Consider the following 17,598-nt stretch of genomic DNA (forward strand, 5'->3'; position numbering starts at 1 on the left):
ACTCGGTCGCGCGATGCCGGGCGCCTGCACCCTGGCGCAGCCCCGCTGCGCTTCGTCGACGCGTGATCCGCCCAGCTTCACTGACCGCAGTCCGTTCCAGTACCGGCGTCGCCACGCTGCACGGCAGCAGCATGGGCACGCGCTGGAGCGCCAGGCTGCTGCCGCCCCGCGGCAGCGACCCGCACGCGCTGCGCGACGCGATCCAGGCGCAGCTCGATCTGGTCGTCGCACAAATGAGCACCTGGGACGCGCAATCGGACCTCAGCCGCTACAACCGCGCCGACGCCGGCACTTGGCATGCCTTGCCCGCCGCACTCGACACGGTGCTGCGCTGCGCGGTGGAGGTCGCGCAGCGCAGCGGTGGCGCCTTCGATCCCACCCTCGGCGCCGTGCTCGGCCTTTGGGGTTTCGGCGCCACTGCCGGAGATCGGCGCGTGCCCGACACCAAGGCAGTGGAGCAGGCCCGCGCCGCGGGCGACTGGCGCCGGCTGAGCGTCGATGAGCAAGGCCGCTGGCACCAGCCCGGCGGGCTGCATCTGGATCTGTCGGCGATCGCCAAGGGCTACGGTGTCGACCTGGCGGCGGCGGCACTGCGCGCGCAAGGCGTGGAAAGCGCACTGGTCGAGGTCGGTGGCGATCTCTACGGCTACGGTCGCAAGCCGGACGGGCAGGCGTGGCGGGTGCTGCTCGAGGCAGCCCCGGAGGACGACCTGCGTGGCGATGCACCGCCGCGCACGCTCGCGGTCGACGGTCGGGCGGTGGCCACCTCCGGCGACCGCTGGCAGCACTTCGAGCAGGACGGCCAGCGCTATGGACACCTGCTGGATCCGCGCAGCGGGCGGCCGATCGCGGCGACGCTGGCCGCGGTCACCGTGGTAGCCGCCGATGCCATGCGTGCCGATGCCTGGGCCACCGCGCTCAGCGTGCTGGGGGTGGACGCCGGCCTGGCCTGTGCCGAGCGCGATGGGCTGGCGGTGCGCTTCCTGGTGCGCCAAGAAGGCGCTGTACACGAACGCGTCAGCCGCGCCTTCGCTGCGCTGATGCAGGCCTGAGCGCAGAGCGCTGTCCCAGGAGCCGCGGTCACGGAGAGCACCACGGCACCGGCCGACTCGGCGCGCTGGCTGCTGGGACGACGCGGCGAACGTGCCGCCGCTACCCCTCCCCCCAATCGCGGCGGCACGGGCAAGAGCCGCAGAGGCTGGACTCGGCGCTTACCAGGCGCGTGCACACGCAAGCGCGACCGCTGCCAGGATGTCTTCCCCAACGCTGCCGTGTGCGATCCGCTCCCCCACGCGCTTGCGCGTGGGCGTTGCCGTGGCGATGCAGTCGTGCGTGGGGAAGCGCGAACGGAACCGGCGCGACCTCAGGCGGCGCTTCATCGGGACTGCCTCGTCCACGCTCCGATCTGGGAAACGCGCTACCGGCACGCACCGAGGCGTTCGCCAGAAGGCCGGCACGGCGCCTTACATCCGGCACGCCGTCATGTGTGTGCAAGAGCGGCTTCAGGGTACCTCTAATGACTCGCGTTGCCGCGGCTCAACCGAACACATCGTGACGCTTTCGTGAGAGCGGCTTCAGCCGCGACGGGCGTTCCTGGGAAAGCCCGTCGCGGCTGAAGCCGCTCCTACAGCGAGGCTTGCGTGGTTCAGACGTTCTCTGCAGCCGAAGGACATGCAGGAGCGCTGCGACGTCGCGCCCTCAGCGCGCGGCCGGCATCCCCATGCGCTGCAGCTCGAACACATAGCCCTTGCCGCGTACGGTGCGGATCCATTGCGGCACCAGCGGATCGTCGCCGAGCTTCTGACGCAACCGCGAGACCTGCAGATCGATGCCACGGCTGCTCGGCGGAACGCTGGCCTCGCTGTCGCCCAGCGCCGTCCGCAGCACCTCGCGGCTGAGCACTTCGCCGGGCTGTTCGAGGAACACCGCCATCAGCCGCAGTTCGCCGGGCGACAGCGGGATCGTCCGCCCGTCCGGCGCCACCGCTTGATGACGCGCGGCATCGACCTGCCAGCCGCCGTGCGCGGCTGGCGGCGGCTGCGTCGCGCGCACCCGGCGCAGCACCGCGTTGAGCCGCGCCACCAGTTCGCGCAGGTCCGGCGGCCGCACCAGGAAATCGTCCGCCCCGAGATCCAGGCCGATCACCCGGTCCACCGGCTCGGCGCGGTCGGCCATCATCACGATGGCGATGTCGCCGCGGTCGCGCAGCTGCCGGCACAGGCGCAGGCCCTCGGCGCCGTCCAGGCGCGCATCGAGCACCACCGCGTCGTAATGCCCGGCCGCCAGTTGCGCCTGCAGTTGCGGCGCGCTGTCGGCGTCGTGCGTCTGCAGGTTGAAACAGGCCAGGTAATCGCGAATCCGGTCGCGCAAGGCCGCGTCCGCGTCCGCCACCAGAATTTTCGCCAACCACCTGTTGTCCGAGACCACCTGTCGGCTTCCGCTGTGCGACCCGGATGGCCGCGTCCGCGCATTGGACGCGGTCGGCGCCGACGCCGCAAGACCCGCGCGCGGGGTCGCGCAGACTCAGTCCGTGGACGTCGGCGCGGCCTCGATGCGCATCGCCAGCAACTCTCCGCCCCCGCTCAAAGCGAAGCGGCGCCTGGCATCGGCGGCCAGCCAGGCACTGTCGCCGGCCGCCAATGGCGGCAGTCCGCTGGCTGCATCGAACTGCGCTTGCCCTGCCAGAAGATGAACGGCCCAGGCGACACCGGGTTCGGCGAAGAACAACATCGGCCCGACCAGGGGCCGGTGCAGCAGTTGCGTGCGCAGCCGGTCGCGGCGCCACATGAGGTTGAAATCGTGGGTCGGCCCGTCCAGCAGCTCGCCACGCAGCGGCCGCTCGCCGGCGAAGCGCAGACGCGCATACGGGTCCTCCAGCACCTGCTCCTCGCCATCTTCGAACCGCAGGCGTACGCCATTGCCGCGCAGCAGGACCAGTTCGCGGTCGATCCCGGGGAAGGCGGAGAACGCGGCGTCCTGCTCGATCTCGGCGATGGACAGGCGCAGCAGCCAGTCCTCGCCGGCGGCAGGCAGACGCAGGATTTCCCGGGTCCAGCCCAGGCCGTTGCGCCAGCGTTCGCGGCGATACGCGTTGGCGGGAATCACCCGTGCGGGCAGCGTGCACCAGTCCATCCGCGCATTCTGCACGATCGCGGCATCGGCGCGCCTGTCACGGACCCGCCGCCGGGAGCCGCGCTAGACGCGCCACGGGCCCCAAAAAAACATCGCCCGGCTGCACGTCACTGTGCAACGCCGGGCGACGATGTACCTCCCTGTCGGCTTCCTGCCTTCCCCCTTCGCATCCTGCTCAGTGAGGCTGTGGCCGCGCGTCCAGCGCCGGCCCTATCCTTTCGTTGCAAATCCCTTTAACGCCTTTCCACCGGCTTGGCAGCTGCCTGCTTGGCGGCTGTCGGCGCGGGTGCCTTCGTGGCGCCCACGTCGATCCGGTCGCGATTCCGCTCGACCGTCTTGAGTCCGATGCCTTTCACCAGTGCCAGTTCCTCGGCGCTCTTGAAAGGTCCGTGCGCCTGCCGGTAGTCGACGATCGCCTGAGCCTTGGAGGCTCCCACGTTCACCAACACCTGATCGATCTCCTCCGCTCCAGCGGAGTTGATGTTGACCTTGTCCGCGGCGAACGCGGAACCGGTCAGCATCAGGGCAACGACCAGCGACTTCAGGACCACGATAAAAGACTGCATGGCAACGCTCCTTGTGACTTGGATGGGGACTTCGCCGGCCTTTCCTGCCGGCGTGGTCAGCATCGCTCGCCACATGGGTACAGCCTATCGTCGGAGCGCGTCACAAACAGCAGGTAAACGGCGCGTCTCCGTGTAGGAAAAACCCTACACGGGCACCGGGGCGTAGAATGGCTGCACACGTGTGCAATCACCCCGGAGTTTTTTCATGGACAGTGCCAAGATCGACCGTTTCCTGAGCGAGAAGTGGGATGACGACATCGTCCCGCAACTGGTCGATTACATCCGCATCCCCAACAAATCGCCGATGTTCGACGCCGATTGGGTCGCACATGGCTATATGGCCGATGCGGTGGCGCTGATGGAGCGCTGGGCGCGGGCCCAGGCGATCCCCGCCCTGCAGGTGGAGGTGGTGCAACTGGAAGGGCGCACCCCGTTGATCTACCTGGAGGTGCCGGCGAGCAGCGAGGCGACCGGCGAGGACGCGGTGCTGCTGTACGGGCACCTGGACAAGCAGCCGGAAATGACCGGCTGGGACCCTGACCTGGGCCCGTGGACGCCGGTGCTCAAGGGCGACCGCCTGTACGGCCGCGGCGGCGCCGACGACGGCTATGCGCTGTTCGGTTCGCTGGCGGCGATCCAGGCGCTGCAGGACCAGGGCATCCCGCACGCGCGCTGCGTGGTGCTGATCGAGGCATGCGAGGAATCGGGCAGCTACGACCTGCCCGCCTACGTCGACCACCTGGCGGCGCGGATCGGCAAGCCGTCGCTGGTGGTGTGCCTGGATTCGGGCTGCGGCAACTACGAGCAACTGTGGTGCACGACCTCGCTGCGCGGCCTGGCCGGCGGCAACTTCAGCGTCAAGGTGCTCAGCGAGGGCGTGCATTCGGGCGACGCCTCCGGCGTGGTGCCGTCGAGCTTCCGCGTGCTGCGCGACCTGCTGTCGCGGCTGGAGGACGAGGCCACCGGCAAGATCAAGGTCGAGGGCCTGTATGCCGACGTCCCCGAGGAGCGGCTGGCGCAGGCGCGCAAGGTCGCCGAGGTGCTGGGCGACGAGGTCTACAGCAAGTTCCCGTTCCTGCCCGGCATGCGACCGATGCACGAGGATCTGTCCGAGCTGGTGCTCAACCGCACCTGGCGCCCGGCACTGTCGGTGACCGGTGCCGACGGCCTGCCGCCGCTGGCCTCGGCCGGCAACGTGCTGCGCCCGGAGACCGCGGTGAAGCTGTCGCTGCGCCTGCCGCCGACGCTGGACGGCAAGCGCGCCGGCGAACTGCTGAAAGAGGTGCTGCTGCGCGACCCGCCGTATGGCGCCGAAGTGTCGCTGGCGCTGGAGAAGTCCTCCTCCGGCTGGAACGCGCCGGCGCAGTCGCCGTGGCTGAACGACGCGATCGAAGCGGCCTCGCAGGCGGCGTTCGGCAAGCCGGCGATGTACATGGGCGAAGGCGGCTCGATCCCGTTCATGGGCATGCTCGGCGAGAAGTTCCCCGGCGCGCAGTTCATGATCACCGGCGTGCTCGGCCCGCATTCCAACGCGCATGGCCCCAACGAGTTCCTGCACATCCCGATGGGCAAGCGGGTCACCGCCTGCGTGTCGCGGGTGATCGCCGCCCACCATGCCGCCAGCCTGCGCGGCGAGACCACCGGCAGCGCGGCGGTGGCCGGCGGCGAGCAGCATGGCGGGCATGGGTGCTGCTGAGGCCGGGAGTGGGGAATCGGGATTGGGGATTGGCGAAGCCGGCTTCCTGAGTACCTGACTACCCGGGTTTACTGCTGGAGAGGCGTCGCTTCAGATGCGATGCCTCTCCGTGGCGTGACCGCTGGGCAGCGCGAGCGGCCAGCCCCATGGACTGCCGCTTGCGCCGCGCACCCAAGCATCGACGCCATCACAGTCGATCTGGCACGATCCGGCGCTGATCTCTCCCTCCGCGCTCGGAACGCTTTCCATGCACACTCTGTTCGGCAGCGACAGCTGGCTCTACATCATCCTGGTGGGCTTCGTGGTCGGCCTGCTGGCGCGCTTCCTCGGCCCCAGCAGCGGGCGTTCCGGCTGCCTGTTCACCGTGTTGCTGGGCATCGCCGGCGCGCTGCTGGCCGGCTGGTTCGGCCACTACATGGGCTGGTACAGCCGCGGCGAGCCGGCCGGCTTCCTCGGCGCGCTGCTCGGCGCCATCGCCCTGCTCGCGCTGTTGCGGCTGTTCTCCAGCAAGCGTTGAGGCGCGTGGCGCCGCTCGCCACGGCGGCGGCGCCCGTTTACGCTGTGCGGCTCGTTTCCGCCGCAGCCTGCCGATGAACGCCAGCCCGACCGTTCCCGATGTCCTTGCGGCACGCGCCGCGCACCGCCTGGCCTGGGCGCGCGCGGCCCTGGGCGATGCCCAGGCGACGCTGGAGCGTGCTTCGGTGGATGCCGGCCAGCGCAGCTACTGGCGCAGCCATGGTCGCGACATCAGCCGCATCGTGATGGATTCGCCGCCGGACCTGGAAGACGTGCGGCCGTGGCTGCGCATGCACGCCCTGCTGCACGACGGCGGCGTGCGCGTGCCGGCGATCCTGGCGCAGGACGCGGAGGCCGGCTTCCTGCTGCTGGAAGACCTCGGGCAACCGACCCTGGCGCAGCGCCTGGACGCGAGCACGGCGGACGCGCACTTCGACGCCGCGCTCGGCCAGTTGCTGCGCCTGCAGGCGATTGCGCCGCTGCCGGGCATGGGCGTGTTCGGCGAGGCGCTGCTGCAGCGCGATGCCGGACTGTTCGAGGACTGGTTCCTGCAGCGCCACCTGGGGATCGCCCTGGATGACGACGAGCGCGCCGCCCTGCACGGGGTGCAGCGCCAGCTCATGGACAACGCGCTGGCCCAGCCGCAGGTGCTGGTGCATCGCGATTTCATGCCGCGCAACCTGATGCCGGCAACCGACGGTCCGGCGGTGCTGGATTTCCAGGACTGCGTGGTCGGCCCGGTGGCCTACGACCCGGTCAGCCTGTTCAAGGACACCACGGTGAGCTGGCCGCTGGCTCGGGTGGACGCCTGGCTCGCCGGCTACCACGCGCGGGCGCTGCAGGCGGGGGTCCCGGTGCCGCCGCTGGCGCAGTTCCTGCGCGACGCTGAGTGGATGGGCGTGCAGCGCCACCTGAAGAACCTGGGGATCTTCGCGCGGCTCAACTACCGCGACGGCAAGGCCTGGTACCTGGACAACGTGCCGCGCTTCATCGCCTACCTCGACGAGGCGCTGCCGCGGCACCCCAGCCTGCAGCCGCTGGCGCAGCTGCTGCAGACGCGGATCAAGCCGGCCCTGGCGCAGCGCGCGGCGGCCGGCGCATGAAGGCACTGATCTTCGCCGCCGGCCTCGGCGAGCGCATGCGTCCGCTGACCGCGCACACGCCCAAGCCGCTGCTGGCGGTGGGCGGCACCCCGCTGATCGTCTGGCACCTGCGCAAGCTCGCCGCACTGGGCGTGCGCGAGGTGGTGATCAACACCTCGTGGCTGGCCGAACAGTTCCCGCAGACGCTTGGCGACGGCAGCGCGTTCGGGCTGCGCATCGCCTATTCCTACGAAGGCGCCACGCCGCTGGAAACCGGCGGCGGCATGCTGCACGCGCTGCCGCTGCTCGGCGAGGCGCCGTTCCTGCTGGTCAACGGCGACATCTGGACCGATTTCGATTTCGCCCGGCTGGCGCCCGAACCGCCGGGCCTGGCGCAACTGGTGCTGGTGGACCCACCGGCCTACGCCACGCACGGCGATTTCGCCCTGCAGGACGACGGCCGCGTGCACAACGCCGGCGACCCGCTGCTGACCTACGCCGGCATCGGCATGTACCGCCCGGCCCTGCTGCGCGACTGGCAGACCATCGCGGCGCCAGCACCCACCGCGCCCGGCGCGCCGCCCCGCTTCTCGGTGGTGCCGCTGCTGCGCGCGCAGGCAGAACAGGGCCACATCCACGGTCTGCGGCACGACGGCCGCTGGACCGACGTCGGCACGCCGCAGCGGCTGGCTGAATTGCAGGGAGAGCCGGGACTCGGGACCCGGGACCCGGGACCCGGGAAGAGCTGAGTTCCGGGCCTCCGCAGTATTCCTGTTGCGAGCATGTTCTGCGCGAGCTGAGATGTCCGCTTTTCCGGGCCCCGGGTCCCGGGTCCCGGTCCCGGCTTCTTAGCTTTTCCCGGGTCCCGGGTCCCGGGTCCCGGGTCCTGGCTCTCCCAACACCCTACGCAAGAACGGCACCGTCACCCGCCGCTGCGCCGCCAGCGATTCGCGGTCCAGGCGCTCCAGCAGGCCGATCAGGCCGGCCAGGTCGCGTCCGGTATGGGTCAGCAACCAATCGATCGCCGCGTCTTCCAGCGCCAGGCCGCGGCGCTGGGCGCGTTCGCGCAGCACCGCGGCACGGCCGGTGTCGTCCAGCGGCGCCAGCGCGATGCGGGTGCACTGCGACAGCCGTGAACGCAGGTCCGGCAGGCTGAGCGCCAGGCCGTCGGGCATGGCCTGCGCGGTGTACAGCAGGGTCCCCCCGGCGCTGCGCGCACGGTTGTGGAAATCGAACAGTGCCACCTCGTCCTCGCGCTGCCCGGCGATCGCTTCCAGGCCGTCCAGCGCGACCAGATCGCGGCCCTCCAGCGCCTCCAGCGCATCGCGCAGGCGGCCGGCGGCGGCCTGCAGCGGCAGGTAGGCGGCGCTGCGCCCGGCCTGTTCGGCCGCCGCGCACAGCGCCAGGGCCAGATGGGTCTTGCCGGTGCCGGCGGGACCGGACAGATAGACCCAGTCGTCGGCGGCGCCGTCGGCGACCGCCTGCAGTTGCGCCAGCAGCCCGTCCGGCGCGCCCAGATAGCGATCCAGGCGCTGCTCCGGCGGATAGCGCAAGGCCAGCGGCAGTTGCGGCACGCTCACGGTTGATCGGGGCTGCGCGGCGGCAGTTCGATGATGGTGGTGCGCTCGGTGACGGTGTCCAGCAGGATCGCCGACTTCTCGCCCGCGTACAGGTCGCTCTGCCGGTACTGCTCGTGCAGGTAGTGCAGCAGCACGTTGGCCACCGCCGCCACCGGCAGCGCCAGCAGCATGCCGAGGAAGCCGAACAACTGGCCGCCGGCCATCACCGCGAAGATCACCGCCACCGGATGCAGGCCGATCTTGTCGCCGACGATGCGCGGGGTCAGCACGTAGCTCTCCAGCAACTGGCCGACGGTGAACACCACGCCGACCAGGATCAGCAACTGCAGGTCGAAGCCCTTGGCCTGCACCAGCGCGGCCAGCACCGCCAGCAGGATGCCTGTGGTCGCGCCCAGGTACGGAATGAAGCTGATCAGGCCGGCGACGATACCGATCAGCAGGCCGAGCTTGAGGCCAACCAGGGTCAGGCCGCCGGCGTAGATCACGCCCAGCGCCAGCATCACCAGGAACTGGCCGCGGATGAACGCACCCAGCACCTCGTTGGACTGCTGCGCCAGGCGGGTGATCGTGCCGACGTGGTTGCGCGGGATGGTGGCGGCCACGCGTGCGACCAGCAGGTCCCAGTCGCGCAGGAAGTAGAAGGTCAGGATCGGCAGCAGCACCAGGTTGACCACCCAGGTCACCATCGCGAAGCCCGAGCGCGACAGGTAGCCGAAGAAGGTCGCGGCGACGCCGCCGGCCTGCTGCCAGTGTCCGCGGATCCAGTCGATCAGCCGCTCCGGGTCCAGCCAGGTCATCAGTTCCAGCCCGGTCTTCTGCTCGGCCCACGGGATCGCGGTGCCGATGAACCAGTCGCGCGCCTGCGGCAACACGTCGATAAAGGTGACGATCTGCCGCTCCAGCATCGGCACCAGGATCACCAGCGCCAGCACCAGCAGCAGCACCATCAGCACGAACACCAGGGTCACCGCCATGTTGCGCGACCGCCCGGCACGCTCCAGGCGGTCCACCAGCGGGTCGCCGAGCCAGCCGAGCAGCAGCGCCAGCACGAACGGGGTCAGGATCGGCGCCAGCAGCCACACCACCCACAGCACGCCGACGATCACCGCCGCCCATTTCAGGCGGCGCAGGAACAGCGCGATCTCGGCTTCGGGCGACAGCGTCATTTCAGGCGGTACTCCGTCGGCTCGCTGTTGAGGATCACCGGACCCTCGACTGGCGCGACCACCGGCTGCAGCGCGCCGTCGGGGCCGAGCATGCGGTTGAGCCCGGACACGCCGCTGAGCAGGTCAAGATCCAGTTCCAGGCGATCGCCATCGGCGCGGATCGGCACGATGCGCCGCACCACCGAGGCGTTCTGCAACGCGGCGGAGGCGCGTAGATAATCGTCGGCGCTGCGAATGCCGGTGATCACCACCCGGTAGATCCCGGCCGGGCCGGCGCTGACCGCCTTGGCATAGCGCTTGACCAGGGCGTCGGCGGCACCGTCGGCGCCGCTGGCCATGGCGCGGCGCGCATCGGCGTCGCTGGAGGACCAGGTCGACAGCACCTTGCCGCCGTCCACGAAGGTCCAGTCCGCGGTCCAGCCGCCGGCCTTGCCGCGGTAGAGCTTGCCGATCAGCTGCATCGGCGGGCTGTAGCGCGACGAGGCGCTGGCCACCGCGGCGGTGTCCTGGCGCCAGATCGCGCCGGCCAGGGCCTGCTCTGCGGCGCTGCCGGTGGGCAGGCCGAGGCGGAAACCGCGTTCGATCGCGCGGTCGAGCAGGCTGCGTGCGGCGTTGGACTGCTGCACGCCGACCAGGCGCGGGCCGCTGCCGTCGTCGATGGCCAGCCACACCACCGGCTTGGGCCGCGGCTGCGGCCACACCGGCAGGCCCAGCGCCGCGGCCAGGCCGTCCACGTCCTGCGGGCGGAAACGCGCCACCAGGATGGTGCGGAAGGTCGGCGCGCCGCTCGGCGAGGTTCCCTGGTCCTGGCGGTAGTCGAAGGTATCGACCAGGTTCTTGGCGTTGCGCAGCGCCTGGGTCACCCCGGGCCGCGACATCACGCCCTTGTCGCCGGAGATCTTGCCCAGCACCACGCCGAGCGCGCGGGACAGGGCACCGTTGCGGTCGGCCTCGCTCTGGCTGTTGACCGGCACTTCGGCGTCGTAGGGGCCGGTGGCGCCGGCCACGTCGCCCTCGGTGCGCAACTCGGCCTGGGCCAGGGCGCTCGCGGCGGGCAGGCACAGTGCGAAAGACAGGAGGAAGGCAAGGCTGCGGCGCATGAAGGGTCCAGTACTCGGCGTATCCGGGGCGAATTGTTGCCCGAATGCGGGCCTAGCGCCAATGCGGCCTGTTAAAATCGCCGCCTTTCCGCCGACCCCGCCGCCCGTGACCACTTCCCAGCCCCCCGCCGCCGCCCCGTTGACCTACCGCGACGCCGGCGTCGACATCGATGCCGGCAATGCCGTCGTCGAACGCATCAAGCCCCTGGTCAAGCGCAGTTTCCGCCCCGAGGTGATGGGCGGGCTGGGCGGCTTCGGCGCGCTGTTCGACCTGTCCGGCAAGTACCGCGAGCCGGTGCTGGTGTCCGGCACCGACGGCGTCGGCACCAAGCTGAAGCTGGCGCAGCAGCTCGGCCGCCACGATACCATCGGCATCGACCTGGTCGGCATGTGCGTCAACGACGTGCTGGTGCAGGGCGCCGAGCCGCTGTTCTTCCTGGACTACTTCGCCACCGGCAAGCTCGACGTGGAGACCACCGTGGCGGTGGTCGGCGGCATCGCCCGCGGCTGCGAACTGGCCGGCTGTGCGCTGATCGGCGGCGAGACCGCGGAAATGCCCGACATGTACCCGCCGGGCGAATACGACCTGGCCGGCTTCACCGTCGGCGCGGTGGAGAAGTCGCAGTTGCTCGACGGCGCCCGGGTGCGCCAGGGCGACGTGCTGATCGGCATCGCCTCTTCCGGCCCGCACTCCAACGGCTACTCGCTGATCCGCCGCATCTACGACCGCGCCGGGCGCCCGGACGCGCTGCAGGTCGGCGGCGTGGCCCTGGCCGACGCGCTGATGGCGCCGACCGCACTGTACGTCAAGCCGATCCTGTCGCTGCTGCGCGAGCAGGGCGAGGGCATCCACGCCATGGCCCACATCACCGGCGGCGGCCTGACCGAGAACATCATCCGGGTCATCCCGGATGGCCTGGGCCTGGACATCCGCGCCAGCGCCTGGACCCTGCCGCCGGTGTTCGAGTGGCTGCAGCGCGAAGGCGCGGTGGCCGACAGCGAGATGTGGCGCACCTTCAACTGCGGCATCGGCTTCGTGCTGGTCGCCGCGCCGGAGCAGGTGGCCGCGCTGGAGCGCAGCCTGGACAGCCTCGGCCTGGCGCACTGGCAGATCGGCGCGGTGGTGGCCGCCGCGGACGCCGGCGAACGCGTACACATCGGCTGAGCCGCATGGCGGCGGCCAAGCGCGCCTGGCTGACGCTGGCGCTGGTGGTGTTCGCCGCCAGCTGGGTGCGGCCGCTATGGCCGGCGGAACAGGCCATGCACAGCTCCCTGGCGGTGCTGGGCCTGGCCTGGCTGGTCTGGCACGACCGGCGCTGGCCGCTGCGCACCGGCCACTTCGCCGCCATCTGCGTCTTCATCAGCGTGCACAACGTCGCCGCGCACTGGCTGTATTCCAATGTGCCCTACGATCACTGGCTGCGCACGCTGACCGGCGGCTGGTCGCCGAGCGCGGCCTTCGGCTGGCAGCGCAACCACACCGACCGGCTGATCCACCTGCTGTTCGGAGTGTGCTTCGCGCCGGCGTTGCGCGACCACGCGCGCCAGCGCTGGCCGGCGTTGTCGGCGCGGCAGGCCTTCGTTTTGGCGACGATGGCGATCATGTGCGCCAGCCTGGTCTACGAATGGCTGGAATGGCTGATCGCACTGCTGCTGTCGCCGCAGCAGGCCGAGTCCTACAACGGCCAGCAGGGCGATCCCTGGGATGCGCACATGGACATGCTGCTGGCCACCCTGGGCTGCGCCAGCGCCTGGCCGTGGCGGCGCACGACGCCCGCGCCTTCTTCCACGCCGCGCTGAGACCGACGATGTCGCTGCCACCGCCCCTCCCCGTCTCCGGCGGCCATGCCGCCGACGTGGCGCGCGCCACCACCGACCTGGACAACCTGGCGCGGCTGTACGCGGTGATGGCCGGGCTGCAGTTCTTCGTGGCGCTGCTGGTGGGCGCCGTCCTGGCCTACGGCATGCGCGAGGAAGCGCGGCTCAACGCCGTCGGTCAGAGCCCGGACCAGGCCCAGAGCGGCGTCATCGCGATCGTGATGCTGTCGATCCTGCTTGGCTTCGGCCTGCTCTCGCTGGTGCTCAAGGTGCTGCTTGCGCGCGCCTTGCGCCAGCGTCGCCGGCTGGGGCTGTGCTATGCCGGCGCCGTGATCACCTGCTTCGGCTTCCCACTGGGCACTGCGCTGGGCATCGCTACCTTGCTGACGCTGCAACGCCGCGCCGTCGCCGCATTGTTCCGGGACCCTGCCCGATGACGCTTCGCCTCGCTGTGCTCGCCTCCGGCCGCGGTTCCAACCTGCAGGCCATCCTCGCCGCGATCGCCACCGGCACCCTGGATGCCGAGGTGGTCGGCGTGTTCAGCGATCGCCCCGAGGCGCCTGCGCTTGCGATGGTGGCGCCGGAGCGGCGCTGGTCGGCGCGGCCCAAGACCTTCCCCGACCGCGCCGCCTTCGACCAGGCGCTGGGCGACGCCGTCGCCGCGGCACATCCGGACTGGGTGGTCTGCGCCGGCTACATGCGCATTCTCGGCGCCGGCATCGTGCAGCGCTTCGGCGGGCGCCTGCTCAACATCCACCCCTCGCTGCTGCCCAAGTACCGCGGCCTGCACACGCATGCCCAGGCCTTGGCGGCCGGCGACGCCGAGCACGGCGCCAGCGTGCATTTCGTGGTGCCGGAACTGGACGCCGGCGCGGTGATCGCGCAGGTGCGGGTGCCGGTGCAGGCCGGCGACGCTCCCGACGACCTGGCGCAGCGCCTGCTGCCGCGCGAACACCGGCTGCTGTGCGCGGTGCTGCAGCTGGCCGCCGCGGGTCGCCTGGCTGAACGGGACGGCAAGGTCTGGCTGGACGGTCAGTGCCGGTTTAGTCCGCTGCGCCTAGATTGCGACGACGTGCTGCTTCCCTGAATGCGCTGCCGCACCTTCCGCGGCTCCTCCCCTCTCCCCTCCGCCCACGCCAGCCGACCCATGAAGCTCGCTCCGCGTCCGTTCGCCCTCCTCGTCGCGTCCGGCCTCGGCCTGCTGGCGCCCATCGTCGCTGCGCAGGTCGCGCCGGCGCCCGCCGCGCAACCGGCGCCGCAGACCGCTCCCGTTCCGATCACGCCCGCCACCAATACACCTGCGCCTACACCTGCGCCGGCCGCCGCAGCGTCGCCGGCGCTGCCGGCAGAAGCTTGGACGCCGCCACCACTGCAGCCGTTCGTGGCCACCTACGACGCCCTGTACAAGGGCAAGCCGGCCGGCGACGCGCGCATGGACGTGGTGCATACCGGCGGCGACCAGTGGCGGGTCGACCTCGGCGTGCACGGCCGCAGCGGCTTCGCCAGCATCCTCGGCCTGAACATCGAGCAGAGCACGGTGTTCACCGTGCAGGACGGCCGCTATGTCCCACAGAGCCAGAGCACGGTCAAGAAGGCCGTGTTCTTCGGCAAGAAGGTCACCGGCGTGTACGACTGGAAACAGGGCGTGGCGCGCTGGGATGGCGACCTGAAGAAGGACCGGCAGGCGCCGATCCCGCTGCAGGCCGGCGACCAGAGCGCGTTGCTGCTCAACCTCTCGCTGATGCGCGACGCGCAGCCGGGCAAGACCATGACCTACCGCTTCGTCGACGTCGGCCGGGTCCGCGAACATGTCTACCGCGCCGCCGACCAGACCGAGACCGTGCAGGTCGGCGATATCAGCTACGACGCATTGCGGGTGTCGCGCACCAACGGCGGCCGCAATGAGACCATCCTGTGGATCGCCAACGGCGTGCCGACGCCGGTGCGCATCCTGCAGCGCGAAGACGGCGAAGACCGCATCGACCTGCGCCTGACCGAATACCAAGGAGCCTGACCATGACCCGCATCGCCCGCCCGCTGACCGCCCTCGCCGCCGCCCTGCTGGCCACGGCCAGCCTGCCCGCTCTGGCCCTGGAGCCGTTCACCGCGGACTACCAGGCCAGCTACATGGGCATGCAGGCCAACGGCGTGATGACCCTGGCCAAGCAAGGCAGCGACCGCTGGCGCTACAGCCTGGCGATCAAGAACCAGGTCGCCGACCTCAGCCAGAGCACCGTGTTCGAGGAAAAGGGCGGGCAACTGCGTCCGCTCAGCAGCGACGACCGCTCGGTGTTCCTGATCAAGAAGAAGGCGGTGACCGCCAACTACGACTGGAGCACCGGCCAGGCGACCTGGGGCGGCGACCTCAAGCCCGACCGCCGCGGCCCGGTGAAGCTGCAGCCGGGCGACATGGACGCGCTGCTGATCAACCTGGCGATCGCGCGCGACGTCAACGCCGGCAAGACCCCGAGCTACCGCATGGTCGACGAGGGCCGCGCCAAGCCGATGACCTACCGCGTCGCCGGCAAGGAAGCGGTCACCGTCAACGGCAAGACCGAGCAGGCGACCAAGGTCAGCCGCACCGACGGCTCCAAGGAAATCATTGCCTGGATCGTGCCGGACATGCCGGTGCCGGTGCGCATCCTGCAGCGCGAGAACGGCCAGGACGCGCTGGACCTGACCATCAAGTCGTTGCGCTGAGGGGCCGGGATTGGGGAATCGCGACGGCGGTTCCGCCGTGGGAATGGGGAATTGGGATTGGGGAATCGCAAAAGCGGCTCCCCGCGCGTGGCGGTTCCCATGTGGGAGCGGCTTCAGCCGCGACCCGGTGAGCCGGGATTGGGGAACCGCAACAGCAGTCCCCTAGCGCACAGTGTCCCCATGTGGGAGGGGCTTCAGCCCCGACGCGAGGATGCGCATCGTCCTGCGGAAACCGGCCGGCGATTTGCAGCAAACCCCCAAGGCGCGCGTCGAGCCCTCTCCATGAAACATCGGAGCACGGCGACCGACGTGCCTTGCTGACGCGGGCGCCGCCCATGCAGCGCCCTGCCCCACGCACTTACTTCTTCTCCGCCGGCGCGGCCTTGAAAGTGGTGCGGCAATCCACGCGGATCTGCGCGCCGGTCCTGCGCCAGTAGAACGTGCTGCACTCGCGCGGGCCGTTCTGGGTGCGGCTCACGCCGACCGCGTAGAACGACTGCCAGATCTCGTCGCGGGTGACCTGGCCGTCGCCGTTCCAGTCCATGTCGCGCTCCTCGATGCCCTGGGTGATGGCGATGCCGGTGTACCAGGCATAGCCGACCCAGGCCAGCAGCACCACGACGATCGCCAGCAGCACCTTGCGCCGGCGGCTGAAGCGGCCGCTGAGGATCATGCGACGCGCCGGATGGACGCGCCCAGCGCCCCCAGCTTCTCCTCGATGTTCTCGTACCCCCGGTCCAGGTGGTAGATGCGGTCGATGGTGGTGTCGCCGTCGGCGACCAGGCCGGCCAGGATCAGCGAAGCCGAGGCGCGCAGATCGGTGGCCATCACCGGCGCGCCGCTGAGCCGCTCGCTGCCGCGCACGATCGCGGTGTGCCCTTCGATCTGGATGTCCGCGCCCAGGCGCAGCAGTTCGTTGACGTGCATGAAACGGTTCTCGAAGATCGTTTCGTTGATCACGCCGACACCGTCGGCCACGCAGTTGAGCGCCATGAACTGCGCCTGCATGTCGGTGGGGAACGCCGGATACGGCGCGGTGGTCAGGCTGACCGCGCGCGGGCGCTTGCCGTGCATGTCCAGGCGGATCCAGTCCTCGCCGGTCTCGATGCTGGCGCCGGCCTCGGTGAGCTTGTCCAGCACCGCGTCGAGGGTGTCGGCGCGCGCGCGGCGCACGGTGACGCTGCCGCCAGTCATCGCCGCGGCCACCAGGAAGGTGCCGGTCTCGATGCGGTCCGGCAGCACCGCGTGGCGGCCGCCGGACAGGCGCTCCACGCCGTGCACGACGATGCGCGAGGTGCCCGCGCCTTCGATCTTCGCGCCCAGCGCGATCAGGCAGTCGGCCAGGTCGCTGACCTCCGGCTCCATCGCCGCGTTCTCCAGCACGGTGGTGCCGTCGGCCAGGGCCGCGGCCATCAGCACGTTTTCGGTGCCGGTGACGCTGACCATGTCGAACACGTAGCGGCCGCCCTTCAGCCGGCCGTTGCTGCTGGCCTTGATGTAGCCGTTCTCGACGCTGATCTCCGCACCCAGCGCCTGCAGGCCCTTGATGTGCTGGTCGACCGGCCGCGAGCCGATCGCGCAGCCGCCCGGCAGCGACACTTCGGCCGCGCCGAACTTGGCCAGCAACGGACCCAGCACCAGGATCGAGGCGCGCATGGTGCGCACCAGCTCGTACGGGGCGACGTGCTGATCGACCTTGCGCGGGTCGACGGTGATGGCGCTGCCGCGCGCCAGCGTGCCTTCGTCGATGGTGACTTCCGCGCCCAGTTCGCCGAGCAGCTTCACCGTGGTAATCACGTCGTGCAGTTGCGGCACGTTGGTGATCTCCACCGGCGCATCGGCCAGCAGGGTCGCGCAGAGGATCGGCAGCACGGCGTTCTTGGCGCCGGAAATGTTCACTTCACCGTGCAGCGCGTTGCCGCCGGTCACTACGATTTTGGCCATGGGTCTCGTGGGGGAAGAGAAAGGGAAAAACGGACGCGCAGCGGCTCAGCCGGCGGCGCGCCCGGCCTGCTCGGGAGTCAGGGTGGTCAGGGCCAGCGCGTGGATCGCGCCGCCCATCAGCTCGCCCAGGGTGGCGTAGACCATGCGGTGACGCGCCAGCGGCAGCTTGCCGGCGAAGGCGGCGCTGACCACGGTGGCCTCGAAGTGCACGCCGTCGTCGCCCTGCACCTGTACCTGCGCGTCCGGCAGGCCGGCCTCGATGAGTTTACGGATGGTTTCGGCGTCCACCGGGCTTTCC

20 protein-coding genes are annotated in these 17,598 nt (G+C 70.5%); 11 read left to right on the plus strand and 9 right to left on the minus strand.

Annotation, left to right across the window (positions count from 1 at the left end; all coding sequences use genetic code 11):
- The first annotated feature begins 131 nt into the window (after window positions 1-131).
- A complete protein-coding gene (locus GGR71_RS01820; protein ID WP_160963513.1) occupies window positions 132-1,052 on the plus strand; it encodes an FAD:protein FMN transferase in 921 nt (306 codons plus the stop codon).
- A 646-nt stretch (window positions 1,053-1,698) separates the two neighbouring features.
- Here GGR71_RS01820 and GGR71_RS01825 read toward each other — a convergent pair.
- From GGR71_RS01825 to GGR71_RS01835, 3 genes are all read right to left on the minus strand, one after another.
- Complete coding sequence (locus tag GGR71_RS01825) at window positions 1,699-2,391, minus strand: winged helix-turn-helix domain-containing protein (RefSeq protein WP_160963515.1); 693 nt, start codon at window positions 2,389-2,391, stop codon at window positions 1,699-1,701.
- A 132-nt stretch (window positions 2,392-2,523) separates the two neighbouring features.
- Window positions 2,524-3,132: a HutD/Ves family protein gene (locus tag GGR71_RS01830; RefSeq protein ID WP_160963495.1), complete on the minus strand. Its 609-nt coding sequence runs from the start codon at window positions 3,130-3,132 to the stop codon at window positions 2,524-2,526.
- 233 nt (window positions 3,133-3,365) lie between these two features.
- On the minus strand, window positions 3,366-3,698 hold the full coding sequence (locus GGR71_RS01835) for a ComEA family DNA-binding protein (RefSeq protein WP_048492148.1): 333 nt from the start codon (window positions 3,696-3,698) through the stop codon (window positions 3,366-3,368).
- Window positions 3,699-3,903: 205 nt separating this feature from the next.
- Here GGR71_RS01835 and GGR71_RS01840 point away from each other — a divergent pair, with 205 nt between their 5' ends.
- From GGR71_RS01840 to murU, 4 genes are all read left to right on the plus strand, one after another.
- A complete protein-coding gene (locus tag GGR71_RS01840; protein ID WP_160963497.1) occupies window positions 3,904-5,394 on the plus strand; it encodes a M20 family metallopeptidase in 1,491 nt (496 codons plus the stop codon).
- A gap of 247 nt (window positions 5,395-5,641) precedes the next feature.
- On the plus strand, window positions 5,642-5,911 hold the full coding sequence (locus GGR71_RS01845) for a GlsB/YeaQ/YmgE family stress response membrane protein (protein ID WP_010344083.1): 270 nt from the start codon (window positions 5,642-5,644) through the stop codon (window positions 5,909-5,911).
- A gap of 73 nt (window positions 5,912-5,984) precedes the next feature.
- The gene (locus GGR71_RS01850; RefSeq protein WP_160963499.1) at window positions 5,985-7,013 is read left to right on the plus strand and encodes an aminoglycoside phosphotransferase family protein; all 1,029 of its coding nucleotides are present in this window, start codon (window positions 5,985-5,987) and stop codon (window positions 7,011-7,013) included.
- On the plus strand, window positions 7,010-7,741 hold the full coding sequence (gene murU, locus GGR71_RS01855) for an N-acetylmuramate alpha-1-phosphate uridylyltransferase MurU (protein WP_160963501.1): 732 nt from the start codon (window positions 7,010-7,012) through the stop codon (window positions 7,739-7,741). Before GGR71_RS01850 ends, murU begins: the two co-directional genes overlap by 4 nt.
- A gap of 99 nt (window positions 7,742-7,840) precedes the next feature.
- On the opposite strand, the gene hda is transcribed toward murU, so the two are convergent.
- Genes hda through GGR71_RS01870 form a run of 3 tightly spaced genes read right to left on the minus strand, consistent with a single transcriptional unit; the run spans window position 7,841 to window position 10,838 of the window.
- Window positions 7,841-8,572, minus strand: a complete 732-nt coding sequence (hda, locus tag GGR71_RS01860; protein ID WP_160963503.1) for a DnaA regulatory inactivator Hda — start codon at window positions 8,570-8,572, stop codon at window positions 7,841-7,843.
- Complete coding sequence (locus GGR71_RS01865) at window positions 8,569-9,738, minus strand: AI-2E family transporter (protein WP_160963505.1); 1,170 nt, start codon at window positions 9,736-9,738, stop codon at window positions 8,569-8,571. The genes hda and GGR71_RS01865 overlap by 4 nt, the downstream gene beginning before the upstream one ends.
- A complete protein-coding gene (locus GGR71_RS01870; protein ID WP_160963507.1) occupies window positions 9,735-10,838 on the minus strand; it encodes a DUF2066 domain-containing protein in 1,104 nt (367 codons plus the stop codon). Before GGR71_RS01870 ends, GGR71_RS01865 begins: the two co-directional genes overlap by 4 nt.
- Window positions 10,839-10,944: 106 nt before the next feature.
- On the opposite strand from GGR71_RS01870, the gene purM reads away from it, so the two are divergent.
- The 6 genes from purM to GGR71_RS01900 are packed head-to-tail and all read left to right on the plus strand — an operon-like array spanning window position 10,945 to window position 15,356.
- Window positions 10,945-12,003: a phosphoribosylformylglycinamidine cyclo-ligase gene (purM, locus tag GGR71_RS01875; protein ID WP_184451593.1), complete on the plus strand. Its 1,059-nt coding sequence runs from the start codon at window positions 10,945-10,947 to the stop codon at window positions 12,001-12,003.
- A 5-nt stretch (window positions 12,004-12,008) separates the two neighbouring features.
- Window positions 12,009-12,638: a DUF2238 domain-containing protein gene (locus GGR71_RS01880; RefSeq protein ID WP_160963890.1), complete on the plus strand. Its 630-nt coding sequence runs from the start codon at window positions 12,009-12,011 to the stop codon at window positions 12,636-12,638.
- 8 nt (window positions 12,639-12,646) lie between these two features.
- Window positions 12,647-13,093: a hypothetical protein gene (locus GGR71_RS01885; protein ID WP_160963888.1), complete on the plus strand. Its 447-nt coding sequence runs from the start codon at window positions 12,647-12,649 to the stop codon at window positions 13,091-13,093.
- Window positions 13,090-13,743, plus strand: coding sequence for a phosphoribosylglycinamide formyltransferase (purN, locus tag GGR71_RS01890; RefSeq protein ID WP_160963886.1), 654 nt, complete (start codon window positions 13,090-13,092; stop codon window positions 13,741-13,743). The genes GGR71_RS01885 and purN overlap by 4 nt, the downstream gene beginning before the upstream one ends.
- A 60-nt stretch (window positions 13,744-13,803) precedes the next feature.
- Complete coding sequence (locus GGR71_RS01895) at window positions 13,804-14,670, plus strand: DUF3108 domain-containing protein (RefSeq protein WP_160963884.1); 867 nt, start codon at window positions 13,804-13,806, stop codon at window positions 14,668-14,670.
- Between the two features lie 2 nt (window positions 14,671-14,672).
- On the plus strand, window positions 14,673-15,356 hold the full coding sequence (locus GGR71_RS01900) for a DUF3108 domain-containing protein (RefSeq protein ID WP_048492437.1): 684 nt from the start codon (window positions 14,673-14,675) through the stop codon (window positions 15,354-15,356).
- A gap of 358 nt (window positions 15,357-15,714) precedes the next feature.
- Here the strand turns inward: GGR71_RS01900 and GGR71_RS01905 are convergent, their stop codons facing one another.
- From GGR71_RS01905 to GGR71_RS01915, 3 genes are read right to left on the minus strand one after another with little or no spacing between them, the layout of a single operon-like run.
- Window positions 15,715-16,029 (minus strand): EF-hand domain-containing protein, encoded by a 315-nt coding sequence (locus GGR71_RS01905; RefSeq protein ID WP_160963882.1) that lies wholly within the window; start codon window positions 16,027-16,029, stop codon window positions 15,715-15,717.
- Window positions 16,026-17,300, minus strand: coding sequence for a UDP-N-acetylglucosamine 1-carboxyvinyltransferase (gene murA / locus GGR71_RS01910; RefSeq protein WP_048492439.1), 1,275 nt, complete (start codon window positions 17,298-17,300; stop codon window positions 16,026-16,028). The genes GGR71_RS01905 and murA overlap by 4 nt, the downstream gene beginning before the upstream one ends.
- Window positions 17,301-17,345: 45 nt before the next feature.
- Window positions 17,346-17,588 (minus strand): BolA family protein, encoded by a 243-nt coding sequence (locus tag GGR71_RS01915; protein ID WP_017910668.1) that lies wholly within the window; start codon window positions 17,586-17,588, stop codon window positions 17,346-17,348.
- Between the last annotated feature and the right edge of the window lie 10 nt (window positions 17,589-17,598).

The sequence above is a fragment of the Xanthomonas sp. F1 genome, from assembly GCF_014199855.1.